Raw genomic sequence first — 25309 nt, 5'->3', positions numbered from 1 at the left:
TGAATGTCACAGCCCATCATCCGCTCCGCTCGCCCGGACGAATATGATGAGGTCGGCCGCGTCTGGATGGAGAGCTGGGTCTCGACCGGACTTGGCGAGGCGAGCGACTTTCTGCTGGCAAACTTACGTGCGCGTATCCGGCGCGAGATCGAGAACGGCTGGAGCCTGTTCGTCGCCGACGACCGCGGCACGATCGCCGCCATGCTGGCGCTGCATCTGCCAAAGCTCTATCTCGACATGCTGTTCGTCGCACCCGCCTATCAGGGCCAGTCGCTCGGACGAAAGCTGCTCGCCTTCACGCGCACGCAAATGCCCGATGAAATGTATTTGCGCTGCGTGCGCGAAAACGAAAAGGCCTGGCGCTGGTACGAGCGCGAAGGATTTGTGTTCGAGAAGGAAGAGGTCGAGCCGTCGAACGGGTTCATGATGAAGTATTATCGGTGGGAGAACAAAGGAAACGCCCGATGATCAAGCTTTATTGGTCGCCTCGCTCGCGCTCGTTCACGACGCTCTGGCTGATGGAAGAAAGCGGCTTGCCCTATGAGCGCGTGCTGACCGACATCTCGACCGGCGCGCAGAAGGCGCCGGAATTCCTCAAGGTCAACCCGATGGGCAAGGTGCCGGCGCTGACCGACGGCGACGCATCGCTCGGCGAGGCGGCTGCGATCTGCGCCTACATTGCCGATCGCTATCCTGAGGCCAGGCTCGCGCCTGCGGTGACCGATCCGCGCCGTGCGCGCTATCTGCAATGGCTGTTCTTCTCGCCGGGCTGCATCGAGCCAGCCATCATCCAGATCTTCACCAAGATCGAGATCCCGACCTCGACCGCAGCGTGGGGCAGCGCGACTCAGGTCTTCGACGTGCTGGAAGCTGCGCTCGAGAAGGGGCCGTGGATTCTCGGCGAGGATTTCTCCGCCGCCGACATCACCATCGGCTCGGGCCTGAATTTCGCGGTCCGGCTGTTCAAGATGGTGCCGCCGCGGCCGGCCTTCGACGCTTACCTTGCGCGCTGCATGGCGCGCCCGGCATTCCAGCGCGCGGAGACAATCGCGGCGGGTTAGTCCTGCGTCTTCAAATCGTCCGGCCTCGGCATCAGGATGACGTTGTAGCCGGAATCGACATAGTGGATCTCGCCGGTGACGCCGCCGGACAGGTCCGACAGCAGATACAGCGCCGAGCCGCCGAGTTCGTCGAGCGTGACGCCGCGGCGCAGCGGCGCATGCTTCTGCATGAAGGCGAACATCGCGCGCGCCTCACCGATGCCTGAGCCGGCGAGCGTGCGGATGGGACCTGCGGAGATCGCGTTGACGCGGATGCCGCGCGGTCCGAAATCGGCGGCGAGATAGCGCACGGAGGCTTCCAGCGCCGCCTTGGCCACGCCCATCACGTTGTAATTCGGCATCGCGCGTTCCGACGCGCCGAAGGTCAGCGTGATCATGCTGCCGCCTTCGGTCATCAGTTCGGCCGCACGCTTCGCAATCTCCGTGAACGAGAAGCAGGAGATCACCATGGTGCGCGAAAAGTTCTCGCGGCTGGTGTCGGCGTAGCGGCCCTTCAGCTCGTTCTTGTCGGCGAAGCCGATCGCGTGGATCACGAAGTCGAGCTTGCCCCACTTGTCGCGGAGCGCCGCGAAGGTCGCATCGACGCTGGCGATGTCCTCGACGTCGCACGGCAGCACCAGATCGACGCCGAGCTGCTCCGCCAGCGGCTTGACACGCTTGCCCAAGGCCTCGCCCTGGAAGGTGAAGGCCAGCTCGGCACCGTGGGCATGCAGCGTCTTCGCCATGCCCCAGGCGATCGAATGATCATTGGCGATGCCCATGATCAGACCGCGCTTGCCTTTCATCAAACCTTCCATCTCGCGATTACTCTCCGCTGTCCGTCATGCCCGGGCTCGTCCCGGGCATCCACGTTTGTCCGCAACCGATAGCAAAGATGTGGATGGCCGGGACGAGCCCGGCCATGACGAAAAACTACCAATGCGAACGCAAGGCCTCACGCATCCAGCCGGCTGAACACCAGCGTGGCGTTGGTGCCGCCGAAGCCGAACGAGTTCGACAGCACGGTGCCGATCTTGACGTTGTCGATGCGCTTGCGCACGATCGGCATGTCGGCGAACACGGGATCGAGCTCCTGGATGTGCGCGCTCTCGCAGATGAAGCCGTTGTTCATCATCAGCAGCGAATAGATCGCCTCCTGCACGCCGGTCGCGCCCAGGGAGTGGCCGGTCAGCGCCTTGGTCGCCGAGATCGGCGGGCACTTCTCGCCGACGCCGAACACCTTTCGGATCGCCTCGATCTCCGGCGGATCGCCGGCGGGCGTTGAGGTCGCGTGCGGGTTGATGTAGTCGACCTTGGTCTTCACCGTCGACATCGCCATGCGCATGCAGCGCTCGGCGCCTTCACCCGACGGCGCCACCATGTCGTGGCCATCAGATGTCGCACCATAGCCGACGATCTCGCCATAGATTCGTGCGCCGCGCGCCTTGGCATGCTCGAGCTCTTCCAGCACCAGCACGCCGGCGCCGCCGGCAATGACGAAGCCGTCGCGATTGAGGTCGTAGGGACGCGAGGCGGTGGCGGGCGTGTCGTTGTACTTCGAGGACATCGCACCCATGGCGTCGAACAGCACCGACAGCGACCAGTCCAGCTCCTCGCAGCCGCCGGCGAAGATGATGTCCTGCTTGCCGATCTGGATCGTCTCATAGGCGTTGCCGACGCAATGGTTCGACGTCGCGCAGGCCGACGAGATCGAATAGTTCACGCCCTTGATCTTGAACCAGGTCGCGAGCGTCGCGGAGGCCGTCGACGACATCGCCTTCGGCACTGCAAACGGGCCGACGCGCTTCGGTCCCTTGGAGCGGGTGATGTCTGCGGATTCGACGATGGTGCGCGCCGAGGGCCCGCCGGAGCCCATGATGATGCCGGTGCGGATGTTGGAGACTTCATCCGGTGACAGGCCGGAATCCTGGATCGCCTGCTCCATCGCGACGTGATTCCAAGCGGCACCCTGGCCGAGGAAACGCATCGCGCGGCGGTCGACCACCGTCGCGGGATCGAGCGATGGTTCGCCGGCGACCTGCGAACGGAAGCCGAGCTCGGCGTATTTCTCAGCCCGCGAAATGCCCGACTTCGCCTCGTGAAGGCTCGCAAGCACTTCCTGGGTGTTGTTTCCGATGGACGAGACGATGCCCATTCCGGTGACCACAACCCGCCTCATGTCAGCCTCGCCTCATCGTTGTCTTCTTGGATAATGCGCTCAGCCCAGGCTCGTGCCCTGCTTGAACAGGCCGACCTTCAGATCCTTGGCGCGATAAATAATCTGGTCATCGACCGAAAGCCACCCGTCGGCGATACCGAGCACGAGCTTTGCCCGCATCACGCGTTTGATATCGACGTTGTACACAACCTTGCGGGCTTCGGTCAGCACCTGACCACTGAATTTCAGTTCGTTCAAGCCGAGCGCGCGGCCGCGACCTTCGCCGCCGATCCAGCCGAGATAAAAGCCGACCATCTGCCACAGCGCATCGAGGCCGAGGCAGCCGGGCATCACCGGATCGTTCTTGAAGTGACAGCCGAAGAACCAGAGGTCGGGCTTCACGTCCAGCTCGGCGCGAACCACCCCCTTGCCGAACTCGCCGCCTTTGTCGTTAATTTCCGTGATGCGGTCGAACATCAGCATGGGCGGCAGCGGCAGCTGGGCATTGCCCGGACCGAACATCTCGCCGCGGGCACATGCCAGCAAATCTTCGTATTCGTAACCGTTGCGCCTGTTCAGCATGCACGAGCCTCTGTTCAATCCGATTGAGCGACGTTTTTTGGCGAAAATGGGTCCCGTCTCAATCGGTGAGCAACGCCAATTGCTACCGTCAGGTGCTGCTCCCGCAAGCCCCGAATGGACTGCGGACCGGGCCACGATGCCCGGCTGCGCCAAAATCGGCTAGGCGGAACCGCGCGCTCTCTAACACAGGCTATTCAGGTGGCAAAGCGCGTCCATGAAGGTAAAATGACGGCTTCCTTGCTCGGTTCCAAGCCTGATTAGAACCTCTCTAGTTGCGAGAAACTTGCATCTGCATCTTTCTGTTCTTATATTGCGGAGAGATATTGTTCACGCGTGCCCGAAATCTGGAAATGAGCGAGAATTCAGCGCCCCATCACGACGACGACGTTCACGCTGCGGCCCTCCTGTCCGGCCGCCAGCCGGCGCTGACGGGCTGCCCGTGGCATGACGTCAACGAAATGCTCCAGTCTGCGGGGCTTCGTCCGACGCGCCAGCGCATGGCGCTTGGCTGGCTCCTTTTCGGCAAGGGCGCGCGCCACCTGACGGCTGAAATGCTCTACGAAGAAGCGACCCTGGCCAAGGTTCCGGTGTCGCTGGCAACCGTCTACAATACGTTGAACCAGCTTACCGATGCGGGCCTGCTCCGCCAGGTCAGCGTGGACGGCACCAAGACCTATTTCGACACCAACGTCACCACCCACCACCACTATTACCTCGAGAACAGCCACGAGCTGGTCGACATCGAGGATCCGCATCTGGCGCTGTCCAAGATGCCGGAGGTGCCGGAGGGTTACGAGATCGCGCGCATCGACATGGTCGTGCGCCTGCGCAAGAAGCGCTGAGATCGTCTTAAAACGCTGAGATTGTCGTCATGGCCGGGCTTGTCCCGGCCATCCACGTTCTTGGGCCAAGCGTGGAAGCACGTGGATGCCCGGGACAAGCCCGGGCACGACGTGGGGCGGTAGACTGCTCCGCCGGCCTTCGGGTCAGTTCACCTTCTCGTCCGAATAGACGCCCCAAAGGCGTTCCTGCTGGATCCAGCCTTCAAAGCCGTTGCCGGTGACGTAGCACCAGCTTGCAGTGCACTTCTTCACCTGCGTGACGACACCGGCTTGGAGCTTGGCCGCAACCGCGCTGTCGAGATCGGGACGGTCGTAGATCGGCGCGAGGTCGTCCTTGTGCTTCATGGTGACGACCGCGGTGCGGCGACCCGACAGCAGTGAGTGATAGACCCAGCCCTCGGCACCTTCGGAATCGCGCACCCGGCGCCAGTTCTCGAACTCTGCGGTGATTTCGACCGGCAGGCCGGCGCGGGTATAGACCCAGGCCACGTCATTGTCCTTGGTCGGGCCGGCGCGAACGTTGACGTGATCCGATTTGAGGCTGACATAGCGCGGCACCGGCAGGCCGCTGGCGCTCTGGGTCGTGTTGTCCTTCGCCGCATGCGAGGGGCTGACCGAGGCGCTCAACCAGGTGCAAACGAGCGCCATCACCGAACAAAAACGCCCCAACGCCATCAACCCGTCTCCTGTCGAAGGCCCGGCCTCGCCGGACCCCCACCCCGAATTCCAAAACCCCTGCCGCGTCAGCCCTGTCCCGCCCCACGCGGGTGTTCCCAAGCCAGGTCCGAAGCCCGAACCCGTGGTTCTTGTCTTGGCCCGGCCTTCTGCTAGAGAGGACGGACGCTTGAACAACCAGTTTGCCCCGATTTTCCGGCCTGGAAACGTCGGGAGAGCTTGAAGGAAACGCCGGGGACGACACGGCAAGGGCAGTGTCGAACAACCGGGTTAATGAGGCCTCAACGGCCGGCCTTTGGCGACAAAGGCGGCTTGCGATGCTTCATGAGAGCAGGACATGTCGGTGAAGAAAAAGCCCCTCGTCGTGGTGACGCGCAAGCTGCCGGATTCGATCGAGACGCGGATGCGCGAGCTGTTCGATGCGCGGATCAATCTCGACGACACGCCGATGTCGCCCGAGCAGATCCTCGAGGCCGCGCGCACCGCCGACGTGCTGGTGCCGACCGTGACCGACCACATCAGTGCCGAGGTCGTCAACCAGCCCGACTGCAAGCTCCGCCTGATCGCCAATTTCGGCAACGGCGTCGACAATATCGACGTCGCGGCCGCCCATGCCCGCGGCATCACCGTCACCAACACGCCGAAAGTCCTGACCGAAGACACCGCCGACATGACCATGGCGCTGATCCTCGCGGTGCCCCGGCGGATGATCGAAGGCGCCTCTATCCTGACGGACGGAAAACCCTGGGCGGGCTGGTCGCCGACCTGGATGCTCGGCCACCGCATCGGCGGCAAGCGGCTCGGCATCATCGGCATGGGCCGCATCGGCCAGGCAGTGGCACGCCGCGCCCGCGCCTTCGGCCTGCAGATCCACTATCACAACCGCCGCCCAGTGGCCCCCGTCATCGCCGAGGAGCTGGGCGCGACCTATTGGGAAAGCCTCGACCAGATGCTGGCGCGGATGGACATCATCTCGGTGAACTGTCCGCACACGCCGGCAACCTATCATCTGCTGTCGGCGCGCCGGCTGAAGCTAATCCGCAAGGACGCCTACATCGTCAACACCGCGCGCGGCGAGGTCACCGACGAGGACACGCTGATCAAACTGATCGAAGGCGGTGAGATCGGAGGCGCCGGGCTCGACGTCTACGAGCACGAGCCCGCGGTCAATCCAAAGCTGGTGCGGCTCGCCAAGGCCGGCAAGGTCACGCTGCTGCCGCATATGGGCTCGGCCACGATCGAAGGCCGCGTCGAGATGGGTGAGAAGGTGATCATCAACATCCGCACCTTCCTCGACGCCCACAAGCCGCCGGATCGCGTGCTGCCGAGCATGCTCTAGGGTTTATCGGCCCTGCGTCGGCGCCAGTCCGCGACGAAATCGATGAAGGCACGCAGTGCCGGCGGCACCTGGCGGCGGCTCGGATAGTACAGGAACGGTCCCGGAAACGGCTCGCACCAGTCCTCCATCAAGCTGACCAGTGCACCGGATTTCAGGGCCTCGTGCACATAACCATCCATCGTTGCCCAGACCCCGACGCCGTCCAGTGCGGCGCGCATGGCGAGATTCATGTTGGTCGAGATCAGCTTCGCGGGCGGATCGACCTTCACGATCTGGCCGGTCTTCTCGAACTCGAGATCGTGCATAACGCCGCTCGAGTAGCGCGGGCGGATGCAATCGTGCTCCAGCAAATCCTTCGGATGTTTCGGCCTGCCGCGCCGCGCGATGTAGTCGGGCGAAGCGACCACGACGTAACGCTGCAGGCCGCTCAGCGGGATCGCCACCATGTCCTGCGCGAGATGCTCGCCGTAGCGCGCGCCGGCGTCGTAACCGCCGCTCACGATGTCGACGAACCCGCTCTCGGAGACGATGTCGAGATCGACTTGCGGATGCGCTTGCAGGAACGGCCCGACCATGGGCGCCAGCACGAGGTCGACCGCCGGCGGCGGCGCGTTGATGCGCAGGCGGCCCGCGGCGACCTCGCGCAGGCCCCGGACCTGGTCCAGGGCATCGCCGACATCGCGTAGCGCCGGCGCCACGCGCGACAGCAGCAACTCTCCCGCCTCGGTCAGGGCGACGCTGCGGGTGGTGCGGTTCACCAGGCGAACGCCAAGGCGCTCCTCCAGGTCCCGCAGACGCTGGCTAAGGCTCGACACCGACACGCGAATTTCGACCGCCGCGCGGCGGAAATTGCGGGTGCGGGCCACCGCTACGAAGACGTCGAGATCGCGCAGGTCAGGCTCGGCCATTGTTCGCTAATGTGAACAAGGCATTCCTGATTGTCCAGCTTATCGGCGCAATGGAGCGGGCGCATATCTGGCCGCGTCACGCGGCGCCGTCAGCCGCCTTTTCAAGGAGAGCCATCATGGAACAGCGCAAACTCGGTTCGACCGGCCCCACCGTATCCGCCCTCGGGCTCGGCTGCATGGGCATGTCGGACGTCTATGGCTCCGCCGATCGCGGGGAGGCCATCGCCACGGTGCAGGCGGCGATCGATGCCGGCATCACGCTCGTCGATACCGGCGATTTCTACGCTATGGGCGACAATGAGATGCTGGTCCGCGAGGCGCTGAGGGTTGTGCCGCGCGACAAGGTGCAGCTCAGCGTCAAGTACGGCGCGCTGCGCGGGCCCGCCGGCGAGTTCGCTGGCATGGACACGAGGCCCGCCGCGACCAGGAACTTCCTCGCCTATTCACTGCAACGGCTCGGCACCGACTATCTCGACATCTACCGCCCGGCACGGCTCGATCCGAACGTGCCGATCGAGGAGACCATCGGCGGCCTCGCCGATCTCGTGAAGGCGGGCTACGTCAGGCATATCGGCCTGTCCGAGGTCGGCTCCGACACCATCCGCCGCGCGCACGCCGTGCATCCGATCGCCGATCTGCAGATCGAATATTCGCTGATCGAGCGCAGCATCGAGCGCGACATCCTGAACACCTGCCGCGAGCTCGGCATCGGCATCACCGCCTATGGCGTGCTCGCGCGCGGGCTGATCAGCGGGCACTGGACCAAGGACAGCGGCAAGGGCGGCAAGGACTACCGGCTGATGACGCCGCGCTTCCAGGGCGCAAATCTCGAGGCCAATCTTGCGCTGGCGGACTCACTGCGTGCGATCGCCACCGAGATCGGCGCAACGCCGGCACAGGTCGCGATTGCCTGGGTCGCGGCGCAGGGCAAGGAGATCGTGCCGCTGGTCGGCGCAAGAACCCGCAATCGTCTCACCGAAGCGCTCGGCGCGACCAGCGTCATGCTGACACCGGCCCATCTGGCGACGCTGGCCGAAGCCTTCCCGCCGAACGTCGCAGCCGGCACGCGCTACGCGGCCGAGCAGATGGCGCATCTCGACAGCGAGAAGCCGGCCAGCAAGTAATGGCGGTCAGGTGCGATGGGCGCTGAGGTCGGTGACCACGGGCCCATCGCCGTTGAGCGGATTGGCGGGATCGCGCGAGTAGCGCAGCGTCTCGAAGCGCATTGCGCGCGCATCGATCATCAGGAGGCGGCCGATGAGGCCGTCGCCGAAGCCGACAATCTCGCGGATCGCTTCCAGCGCCATCATCGAGCCGAGCACGCCCGCGAGCGCGCCCATCACGCCGGCCTCCGCGCAGGCCGGCACAGTGCCGGGCGGCGGCGCCTCGGGAAAGAGACAGCGATAGGTTGGATTGAACTCGCCCGCTTCGTTCGTCTCATGCGCGCGGATGGTTGTGAGCGAACCGTCGAAGGTGCCGAGCGCCGCCGTGATCAGCGGCCGCTTGGCGAAGAAGCAGGCGTCCGAGACCAGATAGCGCGTCGAGAAATTGTCGGAGCCGTCGAGCACGAGGTCGTAGTCGCCGATCAGGTTGAGCGCATTGTCGGCGTTGAGCCAGGTGGCATGACCGATGAATCGGACATGCGGATTGAGCGCCGCAATCCGCTCGGCCGCGCTCTCGACCTTGTGCCGGCCGATGTCGGGCGTCGTATGGATCACCTGGCGCTGCAGATTGGAAAGCGACACCACGTCGTCGTCGACCACGCCGAGCGTGCCGATACCGGCGGCGGCCAGATACATCAAGGCGGGCGCGCCGAGCCCGCCGGCGCCGATCACCAGCACCGAGGCTCGCTTCAGCGCAGCCTGACCGGGACCGCCGACATCGCGCAGGACGATATGGCGGGCATAGCGTTCGAGTTCGTCCGGGCTCAGCATCGTCGTACGCCTCTCCTAATACGCCCTTGCTCTCGATCCTCATGGTGAGGAGCGCGGAACGCGCGTCTCGAACCATGCAGGCCCCGATCTCGCCCGCTGCCATCCTTCGAGACGCGGCCAAGAGGCCGCTCCTCAGGATGAGGGCCTGTTTGCTTGGCTCGGCCTCGGGCCTGAACCACCGCTACATTGTTCGCGACCAACGAGATGTGCTTCGATGGCATGCTTTTCAATGTTTTGGCGTTCAATGGACTGGCTGGATTTGTCATGAGATCGATGCTTGCGGCAACACTGATGTTTGCGACCGCCACGGGCGCGCAGGCACAGATGACGACGGCCCAAGTGCCCGGCACCACCCCGAAAACGGTCCAGACCGTTTCGGTCAAGCCGCCTGCGACGCAGACGCCGTCGGCGACGGCCGACGCCATGACGAAGCCAGAGCGGCTCTCGCTCCAGTCCGACCTGGCCTGGGTCGGCCAATATAACGGTGCCATCACCGGCGACGTCAGCGAGCGTATGGTCAGCGCCATCAAGGAGTACCAGAAGGCCAAGGGCGGCAAGCCGACCGGGGTGCTCAATCCGCAGGAGCGCGCCGCGCTCGCCGAGACGGCCCGCAAGAAGCAGGAGAGCGTCGGCTGGAAGATCGTGACCGAGCCGACCAGCGGCGCCCGCCTCGGCATTCCCGGCAAGCTGGTGCCGCAGCAGGCAAGCGACGCCAACGGATCGAAATGGACGTCACCGACAGGAACGGTGCAGGTGGTTCTCAGCCGCCGCAAGGAGGTGAACCCGACCTCGGCCAAGCTCGCGGACCTCGAGAAGGAGCCGTCCGGACGCAAGGTCGACTACACCGTGGTGAAGCCGGACTTCTTCGTGCTGTCGGGATTGCAGGGCCAGAAGAAGTTCTACGTCCGCGGCACATTCAAGGGCGACGAAGTCCGCACCATGACGATCCTCTACGACCAGGCGACCGAGAACACGGTCGAGCCGGTGGTGATCGCGATGTCGAGCGCCTTCACTGCGTTCCCGCTGGGACCGCAGGCCGGACCGCCGCCGCGCAAGACCGTCGAATACGGCACTGGGATCGTCGTCAGTGACGACGGCGCGATCGTCACCGACCGCCTTGTCACCGATGGCTGTCTCGCGATCACAATCGGCGGCTACGGCAATGCCGATCGCATCGCCGAGAACAAGGAGCACGATCTCGCGCTCCTGCGCATCTACGGCGCACGCGGCCTGAAGCCGCTCAGTCTTGCCGGCGGTGCAGCGAGCACGACTATCGACGTCATCGGCATTGCCGATCCGCAGAGCCAGGGCGGCGCGGCCGGCGTGTCGGGCCTCAAGGCGACGCTGGCGCCGGTGACGCCCGGCAATGCCGCGCTGTCGCCGCCGCCCCCGGTCGGCTTCTCCGGCAGCCCGGCGATCGACGCCGACGGCAAGTTCGCAGGGATCGCGCTATTGAAGCCGGCGATGGTCGCAGGGCCCGCGACGGTGCCGGCCTCACAGGCGCTGATGATCTCGGGTGAGACCGTGCGCAATTTCCTCAAGGCGAAAGACGTCACTGCCAACGGCACGTCGAGCGATGCGAAAGCCGCCGTCGTCCGCGTGATCTGCGTGCGAAAGTAACTCTCGTGTCCCGGACGCGCTGCAACGCGCCAGCGTTGCTGCGCAGAGCCGGGACCCATGCATCCACATTCCATGCAAGAAACCCCTGGGCCCCGACTCTGCAGCGCATCGCTATGCGCTGCAGAGTCGGGGCACGAGGGCTAGCTCAATCTGAAGCGGATCCCGCCCTTTGCCAGTCCGCCCGAAATTCCTACCGGCGTGCCATCTGCGCGCCAGCATGCCGCGCCGGTCATGGTGCCGTCCTCATGGAAGGCGATGCCGTTCATGCCGCCGGCGACGGTCGCGACCGGCAGGACCTCGTGGCCCATCTCCGTAAGTTTCGTACGGACGCTCTCCGGCACCGTCTGTTCGACTTCGAGCGCGTTGCCCTCGGTCCAGACGCGCGGCGCCTCGACCGCCTCCTGCAGGCTCATGCCGTGGTCGATCAGATTGACCAGCGCCTGCATCGCGCTCGGGAAAATGCGCTTGCCTCCGGGCAGGCCGAGCGCATAGCGCAGCTTGCCGTCGCGCAGAGCCATCATCGGCGACATCGACGTGGTGACGCGCTTGCCCGGCGCCAACGACAGCGCATGGCCGGGACGGGGATCGAACAGGTTCATGTAGTTGTTGGCGATGGCGCCCAGACCCGGGATCATGATCTTAGCGCCGAACAGATTGTTGATGGTCTGCGTGGTCGCGACCACGTTGCCGAAGGCATCCGCTGCCGTCATATGCGTGGTGTGAGCGCCCTCGAGCTGAGAGACGCCCGCGCCCCAGGCCTGCGCCCGGGCCGGATCGATGGCGCGGCGGCGCTCCTCGGCGTAGGCTTTCGAGGTCAGCTTTTCCACGGGCACGCCGACATAGTCAGGATCGCCGCTGGCCGCGGCGCGATCGGCAAAGGCGATCTTCAGGACCTCCGCGAGATAATGGATGGTCTCGGGTGTGCCGAAGCCGAGGCCGGCGATATCGTAGTCCTCTAGGATGTTCAGCATCTGCGCAATGTGCACGCCTGAGGCGGCGGGAGGCGGCGGACCAAAGATGGTCCAGCCGCGATAGTCGGCGCGGATCGGCTGCCGCTCGACCGTCTTGTAGCTCGTGAGGTCGTTTCGGCGGATGAAGCCGCCGGTCTTCTCCATGTAGTCGACGAGGATGTCGCCCAGCGGCCCTTCGTAGAGCGCCTTCTCGCCGTGGTCGGCGATATGGCGCAGCGTCTCGGCATATTCGGCTTGCACCACGCGCTCGCCGACCTTGAGGGGCTCGCCATCCGGCAGATAGATCGCCGCGATTGGCTTGTCCTTGCGCATCTCCTCAGCGCTCTCGCTGATGCATTCGCGCAAATAGGGCGTCGCCGCGTAGCCGCGCGCGGCGTGCTTGATTGCGGGCTGCATGATGTCGGCGAGGCTCATGGTGCCGAACCGGCGCAGCGTCTCGCACCAGGCCTTCAGCGAGCCCGGCACTGCGACCGCCTTCGGACCGTTGAGATTCTCGTTGCCGACGGTGTCGAACACGTCATGAGCCGAGCCTGGTTCGGACGTGTAGGTGGTGTCACGCACCGCCGCGGGCACGGTGCTCTGGCCATCGATGAAGCGATGGCTGCCATCGGCGAGCCGGATGTGCGCCATGCCGCCGCCGATGATCCCGACCATCATTGGCTCGACCACGGTCAGGGCAAACAGCGTCGCGATGGCAGCATCGATGGCATTGCCGCCAGCAGCCAGCATCTCCGCGCCGGCGCTGGAGGCCAGGGGATGGTTGCTGACCACCATGCCGCGGCTCGAGACCGCCGGCATCTTCTGACATTCAAAAGTGGTTGCCGTCCGATTGCGCCAGTTTCCGCCCATGCCGCCCGCCCTTTTGTTCACGGCGGCGAGCACATCATACGCGCGACTACGGGTCCAGTATTGGTACGGATTAGCTGACATTCCCAATTCTGCCACCCTCGCCTTTATTGATTCGGACATCCGCGGTCCCCTTTGGATCGGGCAGGGCACGTCCTGAGCGAGAAGAGCTCAGCATCGCGAAGCGATGCACGTTCGCGTGGCGTTTTCCTGACCCAAGCACTCCAAAGGATTGATCTTCAATGCACACGATCGTACTGGCCACCCAAAAGGGCGGCAGCGGCAAGAGCACGCTTGCCATCGGCCTCGCGCTGGCCGCCAAGCAGGCCGGCTTCACGGTTCGCCTGATCGAGACCGACCCGCAGGGCACCCTATCGAACTGGCAGCGCCGCCGCAGCACCGATGATCTCGTGGTCGAACCGATCTATCACGCCGCCGACATCGCGCCGCGGCTGAAAATGCTGGCCGACAGCGGCCTTCAGCTCGCGATCGTCGACACCGCGGCCGGCCTCAGCGCCGCCACTACCGCGGCAATACGTCATTCCGACCTTTGCCTGATCCCGGCCCGCCCGAGCCTCCTCGACATCGAGGCGACCGTCTCGACGCTCAGCGTCGCGCGCGCCTGGAAGCGGCCTTACAGCTTCGTGCTGAACCAGACGCCGATCCGAGGCCAGCGCATCGACAACGCCGCCAACACCCTCGCCGAGGAAGCCGCGCTCGATCTTTCGGACGTGCTCGCGCGCCCGCTGATCGTCATGCGTAACGATCACCAGGACTCGCTCGCGAACGGCCTCGCGGTGAGCGAATTCGCGCCGAACGGCAAGTCAGCGGACGAGATCCGCGGCCTCTGGCGCTGGATCGAAAACCGGCTCGAGCTCGAAGCCACGACCAGCGTCCTGATCGACCAGGTCATGTCAGCGGCCGATGGCATGCTGCATGCGGCCACAGAGCTCTCGGCTGACGAGACCACGACACTGGCGTCCTGAGCGGGGCGATCGCTCAGGCGACAGCCGGCCCTTCACCGTCCGGAAGGACCTCAGCGACGAAGCAATCCGGCCACCAGCCCGGCCGGATTGCTTCGATTCGCGTTTCGTCGCCCGAAAAGTTCGATTTTCGTAGCCCGGATGGAGCGCAGCGCAATCCGGGATCCTCGCATCCGTCGCGCGAAGAACCCGGATTACGCTTCGCTCCATCCGGGCTACGGCGCTATCTCACTTCTGACATTTCGGACACCAGAAGGTCGACCGGCCATTCTGCGTGAACCGTTTGACCGTGCCACCGCAGCGCGGCGTCGTGCATGTCTCGCCTTCGCGGTCATAGACCTTGAAGGAATGCTGGAAATAGCCGAGCTCGCCCGAGGTCTGGCGATGGTCGCGCAGTGACGATCCGCCGGCCTTGATCGCATCGTTGAGCACGGTGTGGATCGCGCCGACCAATCGCTTGGCGTGATCGGTCGGCTCGCCCTTCTTTGTCGATAAGGTCGCCGCGATCCGGCGCGGCGACAGATGCGAGCGGTGCAGCGCCTCGCAGACATAGATGTTGCCGAGGCCGGCGACCACGCGCTGGTCGAGCAACGCCGCCTTCAGGCTCGTGGTCTTGCCGGCGCAGGACCGCGCCAGCATCGCGGCATCGAACTCGTTGCCGAGCGGTTCCGGGCCGAGCCCGCGCAGCAGCGGTTCGTCATCGAGCGCATTGCGCGCGATCACCTTCATGTAACCGAAGCGGCGTGGATCGTTGAAGACGATGTCGGCGCCGGAGGACATCCGAAACAGCACATGGTCGTGCGCGGAATCCTTGCCCTTCGGATAATGAAACTCGCCGGGCTGCGCGTCGTTGTCCGGCTTGATGACGCGGAAAGAGCCCGACATGCCCAGATGCATCAGCAGCACGTCGCCGGAGGCGAGATCGGCCATGAGATATTTTGCACGGCGGCCGAGCCCGGTGACGACCTGCCCCTTGAGCCGCGCCACGAAGTCGGGCTGGAACGGAAAGCGCAGATCCGGCCGGCGGGCCTCCGCGACCAGGATTTTCGCACCCTCCATGACGGGCTGAAGGCCGCGGCGGACGGTCTCGACTTCGGGCAATTCAGGCATGATCGGGCATTCACCTTATGAGGGCGGTGTGATAGCGCCATTGCGGCGGGCGCGCTATGGTCCGCCCAGTGGAGTAGAGTAATGGATCGGCCGGGCGAAACCACGCATTTTGGCTACAGGGACGTTCCCCTGGGGGACAAGCAGACGCTGGTGAACGATGTGTTTCACAGCGTGGCATCGCGCTATGATCTGATGAACGATTTGATGTCCGCCGGCCTGCACCGGGTCTGGAAGGACATCATGATCAACGCGCTCGACCCGCCGAGAAGCGACCGGCCGTTCGCGCTGCTCGACGTGGCCGGCGGCACCGGCGACATCTCGTTTCGCGCCGCCAAGGCAGCGGGCCCCGGCTTCCATGCCACGGTCTGCGACATCAACGCCGACATGCTGGCGGTGGGGCGCGAGCGCGCCATCAAGCGGCATCTCGAAAGCAAGGTCGATTTCGTCGAGGGCAATGCCGAAGCGCTCGCCTTTGCCGATCGCAGCTTCGATGCCTATACGATCGCTTTCGGTATCCGCAACGTGCCGCAGATCGATCTTGCGCTGCGCGAGGCCTATCGCGTGTTGAAGCCCGGCAGCCGCTTCCTGTGTCTGGAGTTCTCCACCGTCGAGATGCCCGGGCTCGATCGCCTCTACGACCTGTTTTCGTTCAAGGTGATCCCCCCGCTCGGCCGCATGGTCACGGGCGATGCCGAGTCCTATCAGTACCTCGTCGAGTCGATCCGCAAGTTTCCAAAGCCGGCCGCCTTCGCCGACATGATCCGCGACGCCGGCTTTGCCCGCGTCAGCTGGCAGACGCTCTCGGGCGGCATCGTCGCACTGCATTCGGGCTGGCGTTTGTGATCTCTGCCATCACCCACATTACGCGCCTGATCCGCGCCGCGCTCGTCTTTGCGCGCGAGGGCGTGTTCGGTTCGGTCGATCCGAGCCTGGTGCCGCCGCCGGGACAGCTGGCGCTCAAGCTGGCGCGCATCATTGAGCGCCGCGGCGTCAAGCAGGGACCACGGATTTCGCGCGCTCTGACGCGGATGGGCCCGGCCTATCTCAAGCTCGGTCAGTTCCTGGCGACGCGCCCCGACGTCGTCGGCGTCATCATGGCGCGCGACCTCGAAAGCCTGCAAGACCGCCTGCCGCCGTTTCCGCAGGCGGAAGCGGAAGCGACGATCGCCATTTCGCTGGAACGTCCGCTGAAGGACGTGTTTGCGAGCTTCGGTCCGCCGGTCGCGGCCGCCTCGATCGCGCAGGTGCATCGCGGCGAGGTGCTGCGCGACGGCGTCCGCAGGTCGGTCGCGATCAAGGTGCTCAGGCCCAACGTCGCCGCGCGGTTCCGCCGCGACCTCTCCGATTTCTTCTTCGTCGCACACAAGGCCGAGGCCTATTCTGCCGAGGCGCGGCGCCTGCGCCTGATCGAAGTCATCAACACCATGTCGCGCTCGGTCGCCATGGAGATGGACCTGCGGCTGGAAGCCGCGGCGCTGTCGGAGATGGCCGAGAACACGCGCGACGATCCTGATTTCCGCGTGCCCGCCGTCGACTGGGACCGCACCACGCACAATGTGCTGACGATGGAGTGGATCGACGGCATCGCGCTGAACGATCACAAGCGCCTGGCGGAGGCCCAGGTCGACCTGCCCGATCTCGGCCGCAAGGTGATCCAGAGCTTCCTGCGGCATGCGCTGCGCGACGGCTTCTTCCACGCCGACATGCATCCGGGCAATCTGTTCCTCGATGACGCCGGCCGGCTGGTCGCGGTCGATTTCGGCATCATGGGCCGGCTCGGCATGAAGGAGCGACGCTTCCTCGCAGAGATCCTGCTCGGCTTCATCACCCGCGATTATCGCCGCGTCGCCGAGGTGCATTTCGAAGCCGGCTATGTGCCCGCACATCATTCGGTGGAGAATTTCGCACAGGCCATCCGTGCCATCGGCGAGCCGATCCACAACCGCACCGCCGAGGAGATCTCGATGGCGCGGCTCTTGACGCTGCTGCTCGAGGTCACCGGCCTGTTCGACATGACGACGCGGCCGGAGCTGATCCTGCTGCAGAAGACCATGGTGGTGGTCGAAGGCGTCGCGCGCGGTTTCGATCCCAAGCTCGACATCTGGAAGATCGCCGACCCCGTGGTGCGCGAATGGATCGAGCGCAATCTCGGGCCGATCGGCCGGGTGCAGGGCGCGCTCGCGGGTACCGGAGACATCGCACGGGTGCTGATGCGCCTGCCGGAGATCGCGGAGCGATCCGTGAAAGTACTCGAGCAGCTCGAGACCATGACCCGCGAGGGCATCAGGCTGTCGCCGGAAAGCATTGCGGCCATGGGACGCAGCGAGGGGCGCAAGAACCGCTGGCGCACCGTGGCGCTGTGGATCATCGCCGCCACCTTCATCGGAATCCTGATCGCAGTCCGGAATTTGTGATTGCACTGCAATCAACGGATTGATAGCATCGCTATCATTCCGCTGGAGACGCGTCATGGCAAGCCTGACCATCCGCAAGCTCGACGAGGGCGTCAAAACCTATCTGCGGCTGCGCTCGGCCAAGAACCACAGGTCGGTCGAGGAAGAGGTCCGGGTCATCCTGCGGGAGCTGATCGAGGGCCGCGAGGAACCGCTGACGCCGTTTGCGGTGCCAGCGGCAGCTTCCACCACCCCGATCCCCCAGCGCACCGGCGCTCTCCCCGAGGCCAGCGTCACCCTGATCATCGGCGGCGGCATCGCCGCATATAAATCGCTCGACCTGATCCGCCGGCTCAAGGAGCGGCGCATCGAGGTCCGCTGCGTGCTGACCAAGGCCGCGCAGCAATTCGTCACGCCACTGGCGGTGAGCGCGCTGTCGCATGAACGCGTCTATACCGATTTGTTCGACCCTCAGAGCGAGTTCGACGCCGGCCATATTCGCCTGGCCCGCGACTGCGACCTGATCGTGGTGGCGCCGGCGACCGCCGACCTCATGGCCAAGATGGCGAACGGCCATGCCGACGATCTCGCCAGCGCCATCCTGCTCGCGACCAACCGCAAGGTGTTGCTGGCGCCGGCGATGAACCCCCTGATGTGGAACAACGCAGCGACTCGGCGCAACGTCAGTGTGCTCCAGCGCGATGGCGCGGTGCTGATCGGGCCGAATTCCGGCGAGATGGCGGAAGCCGGCGAAGCCGGGACAGGGCGCATGTCGGAAGCCATCGAGATCGCCAATGCCGCCGAGCGGTTGCTGCGGCCGCCGGTGCCGAAGCCGCTTGCCGGCAAACGCGTGCTGATCACCGCCGGCCCCACCCACGAGCCGATCGATCCGGTGCGCTATATCGCCAACCGCTCTTCCGGCAAGCAGGGCTTTGCCATTGCCGCCGCCGCGCAGGCGGCAGGCGCCGAGGTGATCCTGGTCAGCGGCCCCGTCGATCTCGACGATCCCGCCGGCGTGACGGTGAAACATGTCGAATCGGCGCGGCAGATGCTGGAGCAGGTGCAGGCCTCGCTTCCCGCCGACATCGCAATCTTTGCCGCCGCCGTCGCCGACTGGCGCGTCGCCAATGAAGGCGAGCAGAAGCTGAAGAAAACCGCGGCCGGCATGCCCCCGCTTCAGCTGGTGGAAAACCCCGACATCCTCGCCACGATTTCAAAACTGACCGAGAAGCGCCCGCCGCTGGTGATCGGCTTTGCTGCGGAGACCGAGCACCTCATCGACAACGCCAAGTCGAAGCTCGCCCGCAAGGGCTGCGACTGGATCGTCGCCAACGACGTCTCGCCCGCCACCGGCGTGATGGGGGGCGACCGCAACACCGTCCATCTCATCAGCCGCAAGAATGGTGCGAAGGACGACGAGATCGCAGTTGATTCCTGGCCGGTGATGACCAAGGAACAGGTCGCCATCGAACTGGTCGCGCATGTCACGAAAAGCGTGACCGAGAAATCCCCGGAGCCGGCATCTTGAGCACGAAGGTCACCGTCGAACTGCAACGCCTCGCTCATGCCGAAGGCCTGCCGCTGCCCGCCTATCAGACCGCCGAGGCCGCCGGCCTCGACCTGATGGCTGCCGTGCTGGAGAGCGAGCCGCTGACGCTGGCGCCTGGCCAATATGCGCTAGTGCCGACGGGGCTCGCCATCGCCTTGCCGCCCGGGCACGAGGCCCAGGTGCGGCCGCGCTCGGGGCTTGCAGCCAAGCACGGCGTCACCGTGCTGAACTCGCCGGGCACGATCGATGCGGACTACCGCGGCGAGATCAAGGTGATCTTGATCAATCACGGCCAGACGCCGTTCGTGATCAAGCGCGGCGAGCGCATCGCCCAGATGGTGATCGCCCCCGTGGTGCAGGCTGAGCTGGTTCCCGTCGCCACCTTGTCGACAACCGATCGCGGCGCCGGCGGCTTCGGCTCGACCGGCCGCTAACGCACGGCAATCCCAGCCGAATCATCCGAAGAATTGCGTGGCTTGAACAACGCATCCCGCATTTTTCTTGGGCCGCCTTTACGTTCACGATCTGGACTCTTACCGGCGGAGTCACGGTGAGGGTATTGTCTTTTGATTCGCGCGCGACGGGGGTCGTCGCGCGCAAATCCGTGCGATCTTGGGGCAACTATGTCAGGCGTGATCGTGTCGATGCGTCGGACGCTGCTGTCGTGCACATCGCTCGTGCGCAACGGCCTGTTGGGAGGCGCTCTGGCGGCTCTGCTGCCGGCTGCGCCGGCTGAGGCCGCCGACGTCATCGACACTCTCTCCATCATGCTGGATTTCAACCGGCAGGAACTCGCGGTGCTCGCCACCGCGCTGGCCCTGCTCGGCTTCTCGGTGATGGCGGCCATCCTTTTGATGCGCACGCGCGTGCGCACCGCCAAAAACGAGGCCCGGCTGCGCGCACGGATCGGGGAACTGCAACTCCAGGCCGACCGATTCGGCGCGCTGCTGTTCGCCGAACCGCAGATCCTGATCTCCTGGCCGGCCGGCGACAATCGCGCGCAGATTTCCGGCGACATCTCCATGGTGCTGCCGCGTGATTCCTCGCCGCAGCGCGTGCTCGCTTTCGGAACTTGGCTCCCGCCGGAACCGGCGCTCCAGATGGACCACGCTGTCGACGCGCTGCGCGAGCGCGGCGACGGGTTCCAGCTCACGCTGACCACCGCGCATGGCCACACGCTCGAGGCCATCGGCCGCGCCATCGGGGGCCAGGCCATTGTCCGGATCCGCGAGCTCTCGGGTCTGCGGCGCGACCTCGCCGAGACCCATCTGCGCTACAAGGCGCTCTCTGATGAGACCGAGATGCTGCGTGGCTTCGCCGCCGCCGCGCCCTGGCCGATCTGGGCCAAGGGCGAGAACGGCGCGTTGACCTATGCCAATCCGGCCTATGTCCGCGCGACCGAAGGCGCCAGCATCACCGACGCCCAGGAGCGCAAGCTCGAGCTGCTCGATAGTGCCGACCGCACCGCGATGGAGCGCGGCCTGAAGGACGCTGCCAGCTTCAATTCGCGGCTGCCGATCGTCATCAGTGGTGAGCGGCGAATCTACGACGTGCGCGCGGTCAATGTCGGCAGCGGCAGCGTCGGCGTCGCCATCGATGCCAGCGAAGCGGATGCGCTGAGCTCGGCGCTCGTGCGCATGGCGGAGGCGCATCGCCGCACGCTGGACCAGCTGTCGTCAGGCGTTGCCGTGTTCGACGGCCAGCGCCGCCTTGCCTTCTACAACGATTCCTATCGCCGGCTGTGGGACCTCGACCGCACTTTCCTCGACGCCAACCCTGACGATTCCAGCGTGCTCGACCAGCTCCGCGCCGCGCGCAAGCTGCCCGAGCAGCCGGACTTCCGCGCCTGGAAGGCGAAGCTGCACGAGGCCTATCGCGCGGTGGAGACAGCCAAGGACACTTGGTACTTGCCCGACGGCCGCGCACTTTCCGTGGTCACCACGCCGAATCCCGAAGGTGGCGTCACCTATCTGTTCGATGACGTCACCGAGAGCCTCGAGCTGGCCCGCCGCTTCGACGGCATGATCCGGGTCCAGCGCGAGACGCTGGACAGCCTCGCCGAGGGCGTCGCGGTGTTCGGCAGCAACGGCAAGGCGCAGCTGTTCAACCCGGCCTTCGTCCGGATGTGGAAGCTGTCGAGCGACGCCATGCGCGACGAGCCGCATATCCAGACCGTCGAGGGCTGGTGCCATCAGCTGTTCGACGACCCCGTGGTCTGGCGCCAGATCCGCGAGGCCATCACCTCGATCGAGAACCGCGCCGACGTGCCGCTGAAGCTGGAGCGCAAGGACGGCAGCGTGCTCGACGGCATGATCCGTCCGCTGCATGACGGCGCGACCATGCTGACGTTCCAGGACATCACCGACACCGAGAATGTCGAGCGCGCGCTGCGCGAGCGCAACGAGGCGCTGGAGGCCGCGGACCAGATGAAGGTGGATTTCGTCCACCACGTCTCCTACGAGCTGCGCTCGCCGCTCACCACCATCATCGGCTTCGCGCATTTCCTCAGCGATCCCTCGACTGGGCCGCTGACGCCGAAACAGGCCGAATATCTCGACTACGTCACCAAATCGACCAACGCACTGCTGGCGCTGACCAACAACATCCTCGACCTCGCCACCATCGATGCCGGCGCCATGAAGCTGGAGCTCGGCCCGGTCGACGTCAGCAAGACCATCGAGCTCGCGGCCGAAGGCATCCAGGACCGGCTTGCCACCGACCGTATCCGCCTCAAGGTCGAGATCGCGCCCGATATCGGCAGCTTTATCGGCGACGAGAAGCGCGTGGTGCAGGTGCTCTATAACCTCCTCGCCAACGCCGTCGGGTTTTCTCCACAGGATTCCACCGTTGGGATCAGCGCGCGCCGCACCGAACGCAGCGTGGTCTTCACCGTGACAGATTCGGGACCTGGAATACCCGCCGACATGAAGGACAAGGTGTTCAACTGGTTCGAAAGCCGCTCGCAGGGCTCGCGTCACCGCGGCGCCGGGCTCGGCCTGTCGCTGGTGCGCTCCTTCGTCGAGCTGCATGGCGGCAAGGTGCGGGTGGATTCGATCGTCGGCCGGGGTACGGTTGTGATCTGCGATTTCCCGACCGACCAGGCGGCGCATCGCGACGCCGCCGAATGACCGAGCCCGTCACATTCTCCGTCGCGCTTCACAACGAGACGGCCACGGCGCAATTGATGGCCGACCTCGCGCTGTTGGTCGGCGCGGGCGATGTCATCACCCTCACCGGCGATCTCGGTGCCGGCAAGACTGCGGCGGCGCGCAGCCTGATCCGCTATCTCGCCGCCGACGACGCGCTGGAGGTGCCGAGCCCGACCTTCACGCTGGTGCAGGGCTACGAGCTGCCGCCCTTCCCAGTGCTGCATGCCGATCTCTACCGCGTCGAGGACGAGAGCGAGCTGGAGGAGATCGGCCTTTCGCCGCTGCCCGATGCCACGCTGGTCCTGATCGAATGGCCGGAGCGCGCGCCCTCGGCGATGCCGCAGGACCGCATCGACATCGCACTGACGCATCGGCCGGCGCTGGGCTCGACTGCACGCGCCGCCGACGTCACCGGTCACGGCAAGTGCGCCGCCATCGTCGCGCGGCTGCAGGCGCTGCGCGAATTCCTCGATGCCTCCGGCTACATGAATGCGACGCGCAAACGCATGCCCGGCGACGCTTCGACCCGCTCCTATGCGCGGCTGCTGCGCGACGAGGCGATCGTCATCCTCATGAACTTCCCGCAGCGGCCTGACGGTGCTTCGCTATACAACGGAAAATCTTATAGTGCCGCGGTGCATCTTGCCGAGAATGTAAAGCCCTTCGTCGCGATCGACGAAGGCCTGCGCGCACAGGGCATTTCGGCGCCCGCAATCCACCATTCCGATCTCGACCATGGCTTCCTGATCACCGAGGATTTCGGCAGCGACGGCGTGATCGAAGGCGAGCCGCCGCGGCCGATTCCCGAGCGTTACGAGGCTGCAGTGGACGTGCTGGCCATGCTGCACGCCAAGTCGCTGCCGGAAACCCTGCCGCTGGCGGGCCAAGGCTACGACATCCCGGTCTTCGACATCGACGCGCTCTTGATCGAAATCGGCCTGATGCCGGAATGGTATCTGCCCGACCGCAACGCGCCGCTGAGCGAAGCGGCGCGGGCGGAATTTTTCGCGATGTGGCGCTGGTTACTGAAGAAGTCGCTGGCAGCGCCGAAGACATGGGTCATTCGCGACTACCACTCGCCCAACCTGATCTGGCTCGGGGACCGCAGCGGCATCGAGCGCGTCGGCGTGATCGACTTCCAGGACACCGTGCTCGGTCCGCAATCCTACGACGTGGTTTCGTTGCTTCAGGACGCCCGCATCGATGTTCCTGAAAACATCGAGCTGACGCTGCTGTCGCGCTACATCAAGGCCCGCCGCGCGAACGATCCCGGCTTCGACGCTGCCGGCTTCGCCGAGCTCTACGCCATCATGTCGGCGCAGCGGAACACGCGCCTGCTCGGCACCTTCGCCCGCCTCAACCGCCGCGACGGCAAGCCGCATTATCTGCGTCACCAGCCGCGGATCTGGACCTATCTCCAGCGCTCGCTGGCGCATCCCACGCTTGGCCCGTTGCGCGATTGGTATCTCGCCAACGTCCCGCCGCCAGGCTGATCCAGGACTCGGTTTACCGGCCGTTAGCCAAGATGTCGCTATTCTGACAGCGAGGGCGCCGGATGATTGCGGGGCTGGAGCGAGGCGGATGGCGGCGAAAGCGGATCAGCGCGGAAATAGCCGGGTTATTTTCGAGCGCGGGGTTCCGGCCCAGATGATGGGCATCGACGGCACCTGGCGGCGCGACTGCACCATGGAGGACGTCTCCGAGACCGGCGCCAAGCTGACCATCGACGGCTCGGTGGAAGGGCTTCATCTGAAGGAATTTTTTCTGCTGCTGTCGTCAACCGGACTTGCGTACCGGCGCTGCGAGCTGGCCTGGGTCAATGGCGACCAGATCGGCGTCAATTTCCTCAAAGTGGGCGACAAGAAGAAAAAGGTCCGCTCCACAGCTGTTGGAGCATGACTGCAACACCCGTCGTACAACCGTCACGGCGGGCAATTAAGGCGGTTGGGATGCGGTGCGGCTGGCCAAGGCTCATGCTAGGATTGCCGCGAAAGCGAAATCGAGGGATCTGAGAAAGCGAAGGATGTCCGTCAAACCGACCAAAGCCATGGTGCTTGCCGCAGGATTCGGCCTGCGCATGCGTCCGTTGACGGACAAGATGCCGAAGCCGATGGTGCCGGTGGCGGGCCAGCCGCTGCTCGACCACGTGCTCGACAAGCTCGGCCAGGCCGGCGTGACCGAGGCGGTGGTCAACGTGCATTACCTGCCCGACCAGATCATCGATCACACTGCATCGCGCCAGCATCCGCGCGTGACCATCTCCGACGAACGCGACCAAGTGCTTGGCACTGGCGGCGGCGTCGTCAAGGCGCTGCCGCTCCTCGGAGATGCACCGTTCTTCCACGTCAATTCCGACACGCTGTGGATCGACGGCGTGCGCTCGAATCTGACCCGGCTCGGCGAGAACTTCGATCCCGCGCGCATGGACATCCTGCTCTTGATGGCGCCGACCGCGACCAGCATCGGCTATGGCGGCCGCGGCGATTACGGCATGCTGGCCGACGGCGCCTTGCGCAAGCGCAAGGAAAAGGAGGTCGTTCCGTTCGTCTATGCCGGCGCGGCGATCATGTCGCCGTCGATCTTCGCCGATGCGCCCAAGGGCGAATTCTCGCTGACGAAGATGTTCGACCGCGCCAACGAGCAGGAGCGGCTGTTCGGCCTGCGCCTCGACGGCGTCTGGATGCATGTCGGCACGCCCGATGCGGTGCATGCGGCCGAAGAGGCGTTTTTGGAGAGCGTGGCGTAGGGGCACGCAATGGTGCCGTAGGGTGGGCAAAGCGAAGCGTGCCCACGACTCAAGCTGACTCCGAGTGACGAAGATGGTGGGCACGGCGCAAGTGCGCCTTTGCCCACCCTACGGCACCGTTTCCAGTTCGGCGAACAGCGGGGACGACTTCACCCGCACCCATGACCATTTGAGTCCACGTCCCTATATTGCCCTGATCTTCGAATCAGGCAGCCCATGCGCGTTTTCAGCGTTCCCATCTCAGTTCCGTTCCTGCGCACGGTCGTCACGGCCGTGCTCGACGGCCGGCTGGTTGACGGCTTCGAGGCGCGCAAGGAACCGGCGCGGCTGGCGGATGCGACGCTGTATCTACCCACGCGGCGGGCGATGCGCGTGGTGCGCGAGATCTTCCTCGACGAGATGAAGGCGGACGCCGTCGTGCTGCCGCGCATCGTCGCGCTCGGCGACATCGACGAGGACGAGCT

General features: G+C 65.2%; 24 protein-coding genes. 16 read left to right on the top strand and 8 right to left on the bottom strand.

Going from position 1 to position 25309, the window contains the following annotated elements:
- Positions 1 to 3: 3 nt before the first annotated feature.
- Together SE91_RS32600 and SE91_RS32595 are read left to right on the top strand one after the other, a co-directional pair.
- Entirely contained in the window at positions 4 to 468 is a 465-nt protein-coding gene (locus SE91_RS32600; RefSeq protein ID WP_061850563.1) for a GNAT family N-acetyltransferase, read from the top strand.
- On the top strand, positions 465 to 1061 hold the full coding sequence (locus SE91_RS32595; RefSeq protein ID WP_008540109.1) for a glutathione S-transferase family protein: 597 nt from the start codon (positions 465 to 467) through the stop codon (positions 1059 to 1061). The genes SE91_RS32600 and SE91_RS32595 overlap by 4 nt, the downstream gene beginning before the upstream one ends.
- Here the strand turns inward: SE91_RS32595 and fabI are convergent.
- The 3 genes from fabI to fabA form a co-directional block, all read right to left on the bottom strand.
- Positions 1058 to 1858 carry an enoyl-ACP reductase FabI gene (gene fabI / locus SE91_RS32590; RefSeq protein ID WP_061850562.1) on the bottom strand — a complete coding sequence of 267 codons (801 nt, stop codon included), beginning with the start codon at positions 1856 to 1858 and terminating at the stop codon, positions 1058 to 1060. The genes SE91_RS32595 and fabI overlap by 4 nt on opposite strands.
- A 137-nt stretch (positions 1859 to 1995) precedes the next feature.
- Positions 1996 to 3219: a beta-ketoacyl-ACP synthase I gene (gene fabB, locus SE91_RS32585; RefSeq protein WP_008540106.1), complete on the bottom strand. Its 1224-nt coding sequence runs from the start codon at positions 3217 to 3219 to the stop codon at positions 1996 to 1998.
- A 39-nt stretch (positions 3220 to 3258) separates the two neighbouring features.
- Positions 3259 to 3780: a bifunctional 3-hydroxydecanoyl-ACP dehydratase/trans-2-decenoyl-ACP isomerase gene (fabA, locus tag SE91_RS32580; protein ID WP_008540104.1), complete on the bottom strand. Its 522-nt coding sequence runs from the start codon at positions 3778 to 3780 to the stop codon at positions 3259 to 3261.
- 350 nt (positions 3781 to 4130) lie between these two features.
- Between fabA and irrA the strand changes: the two genes are divergently transcribed.
- Positions 4131 to 4622, top strand: coding sequence for an iron response transcriptional regulator IrrA (gene irrA, locus SE91_RS32575; RefSeq protein ID WP_008540102.1), 492 nt, complete (start codon positions 4131 to 4133; stop codon positions 4620 to 4622).
- A gap of 144 nt (positions 4623 to 4766) precedes the next feature.
- On the opposite strand, the gene SE91_RS32570 is transcribed toward irrA, so the two are convergent.
- Positions 4767 to 5297 (bottom strand): SH3 domain-containing protein, encoded by a 531-nt coding sequence (locus SE91_RS32570; protein WP_060734350.1) that lies wholly within the window; start codon positions 5295 to 5297, stop codon positions 4767 to 4769.
- 337 nt (positions 5298 to 5634) lie between these two features.
- On the opposite strand from SE91_RS32570, the gene SE91_RS32565 reads away from it, so the two are divergent.
- A complete protein-coding gene (locus SE91_RS32565; RefSeq protein WP_008540098.1) occupies positions 5635 to 6636 on the top strand; it encodes a 2-hydroxyacid dehydrogenase in 1002 nt (333 codons plus the stop codon).
- Here the strand turns inward: SE91_RS32565 and SE91_RS32560 are convergent.
- Positions 6633 to 7544: a LysR family transcriptional regulator gene (locus SE91_RS32560; protein ID WP_061850561.1), complete on the bottom strand. Its 912-nt coding sequence runs from the start codon at positions 7542 to 7544 to the stop codon at positions 6633 to 6635. The genes SE91_RS32565 and SE91_RS32560 overlap by 4 nt on opposite strands.
- Positions 7545 to 7660: 116 nt before the next feature.
- Here SE91_RS32560 and SE91_RS32555 point away from each other — a divergent pair, with 116 nt between their 5' ends.
- Entirely contained in the window at positions 7661 to 8668 is a 1008-nt protein-coding gene (locus SE91_RS32555; protein WP_061850560.1) for an aldo/keto reductase, read from the top strand.
- 6 nt (positions 8669 to 8674) lie between these two features.
- Here the strand turns inward: SE91_RS32555 and SE91_RS32550 are convergent, their stop codons facing one another.
- Positions 8675 to 9478 (bottom strand): HesA/MoeB/ThiF family protein, encoded by an 804-nt coding sequence (locus tag SE91_RS32550; protein ID WP_061850559.1) that lies wholly within the window; start codon positions 9476 to 9478, stop codon positions 8675 to 8677.
- A 264-nt stretch (positions 9479 to 9742) separates the two neighbouring features.
- Here SE91_RS32550 and SE91_RS32545 point away from each other — a divergent pair, with 264 nt between their 5' ends.
- Complete coding sequence (locus tag SE91_RS32545; RefSeq protein WP_061851436.1) at positions 9743 to 11098, top strand: serine protease; 1356 nt, start codon at positions 9743 to 9745, stop codon at positions 11096 to 11098.
- A 140-nt stretch (positions 11099 to 11238) separates the two neighbouring features.
- On the opposite strand, the gene ggt is transcribed toward SE91_RS32545, so the two are convergent.
- Positions 11239 to 12918 (bottom strand): gamma-glutamyltransferase, encoded by a 1680-nt coding sequence (ggt, locus tag SE91_RS32540; protein ID WP_061851435.1) that lies wholly within the window; start codon positions 12916 to 12918, stop codon positions 11239 to 11241.
- Between the two features lie 239 nt (positions 12919 to 13157).
- On the opposite strand from ggt, the gene SE91_RS32535 reads away from it, so the two are divergent.
- Positions 13158 to 13901 (top strand): nucleotide-binding protein, encoded by a 744-nt coding sequence (locus SE91_RS32535; protein WP_061850558.1) that lies wholly within the window; start codon positions 13158 to 13160, stop codon positions 13899 to 13901.
- A 225-nt stretch (positions 13902 to 14126) separates the two neighbouring features.
- On the opposite strand, the gene mutM is transcribed toward SE91_RS32535, so the two are convergent.
- On the bottom strand, positions 14127 to 15008 hold the full coding sequence (gene mutM, locus SE91_RS32530; protein WP_061850557.1) for a bifunctional DNA-formamidopyrimidine glycosylase/DNA-(apurinic or apyrimidinic site) lyase: 882 nt from the start codon (positions 15006 to 15008) through the stop codon (positions 14127 to 14129).
- Positions 15009 to 15089: 81 nt separating this feature from the next.
- On the opposite strand from mutM, the gene ubiE reads away from it, so the two are divergent.
- The 9 genes from ubiE to SE91_RS37315 all read left to right on the top strand — a co-directional run.
- Positions 15090 to 15851 carry a bifunctional demethylmenaquinone methyltransferase/2-methoxy-6-polyprenyl-1,4-benzoquinol methylase UbiE gene (ubiE, locus tag SE91_RS32525; protein ID WP_061850556.1) on the top strand — a complete coding sequence of 254 codons (762 nt, stop codon included), beginning with the start codon at positions 15090 to 15092 and terminating at the stop codon, positions 15849 to 15851.
- Positions 15848 to 17422, top strand: a complete 1575-nt coding sequence (gene ubiB, locus SE91_RS32520; protein ID WP_060734352.1) for a 2-polyprenylphenol 6-hydroxylase — start codon at positions 15848 to 15850, stop codon at positions 17420 to 17422. The genes ubiE and ubiB overlap by 4 nt, the downstream gene beginning before the upstream one ends.
- Before the next feature lie 55 nt (positions 17423 to 17477).
- Entirely contained in the window at positions 17478 to 18929 is a 1452-nt protein-coding gene (coaBC, locus tag SE91_RS32515; protein ID WP_061850555.1) for a bifunctional phosphopantothenoylcysteine decarboxylase/phosphopantothenate--cysteine ligase CoaBC, read from the top strand.
- A complete protein-coding gene (gene dut, locus SE91_RS32510; RefSeq protein ID WP_008540055.1) occupies positions 18926 to 19384 on the top strand; it encodes a dUTP diphosphatase in 459 nt (152 codons plus the stop codon). The genes coaBC and dut overlap by 4 nt, the downstream gene beginning before the upstream one ends.
- 189 nt (positions 19385 to 19573) lie before the next feature.
- Positions 19574 to 22078, top strand: coding sequence for a PAS domain-containing sensor histidine kinase (locus SE91_RS32505; RefSeq protein WP_061850554.1), 2505 nt, complete (start codon positions 19574 to 19576; stop codon positions 22076 to 22078).
- Positions 22075 to 23592, top strand: coding sequence for a tRNA (adenosine(37)-N6)-threonylcarbamoyltransferase complex ATPase subunit type 1 TsaE (gene tsaE, locus SE91_RS32500; protein ID WP_061850553.1), 1518 nt, complete (start codon positions 22075 to 22077; stop codon positions 23590 to 23592). The genes SE91_RS32505 and tsaE overlap by 4 nt, the downstream gene beginning before the upstream one ends.
- Before the next feature lie 88 nt (positions 23593 to 23680).
- Entirely contained in the window at positions 23681 to 23998 is a 318-nt protein-coding gene (locus tag SE91_RS32495; protein WP_008540042.1) for a PilZ domain-containing protein, read from the top strand.
- A gap of 124 nt (positions 23999 to 24122) precedes the next feature.
- Positions 24123 to 24845: a nucleotidyltransferase family protein gene (locus tag SE91_RS32490; protein WP_061850552.1), complete on the top strand. Its 723-nt coding sequence runs from the start codon at positions 24123 to 24125 to the stop codon at positions 24843 to 24845.
- Between the two features lie 216 nt (positions 24846 to 25061).
- The coding region (locus SE91_RS37315; RefSeq protein ID WP_197489550.1) for a hypothetical protein at positions 25062 to 25309 on the top strand (248 nt) is incomplete at its 3' end.

The sequence above is a fragment of the Bradyrhizobium sp. DOA1 genome, assembly GCF_001593325.1.
Classification (GTDB): domain Bacteria; phylum Pseudomonadota; class Alphaproteobacteria; order Rhizobiales; family Xanthobacteraceae; genus Bradyrhizobium.
The sequence above is the reverse complement of the archived record's forward strand: the minus strand, read 5'-3'. Positions and strand labels throughout refer to the sequence as shown.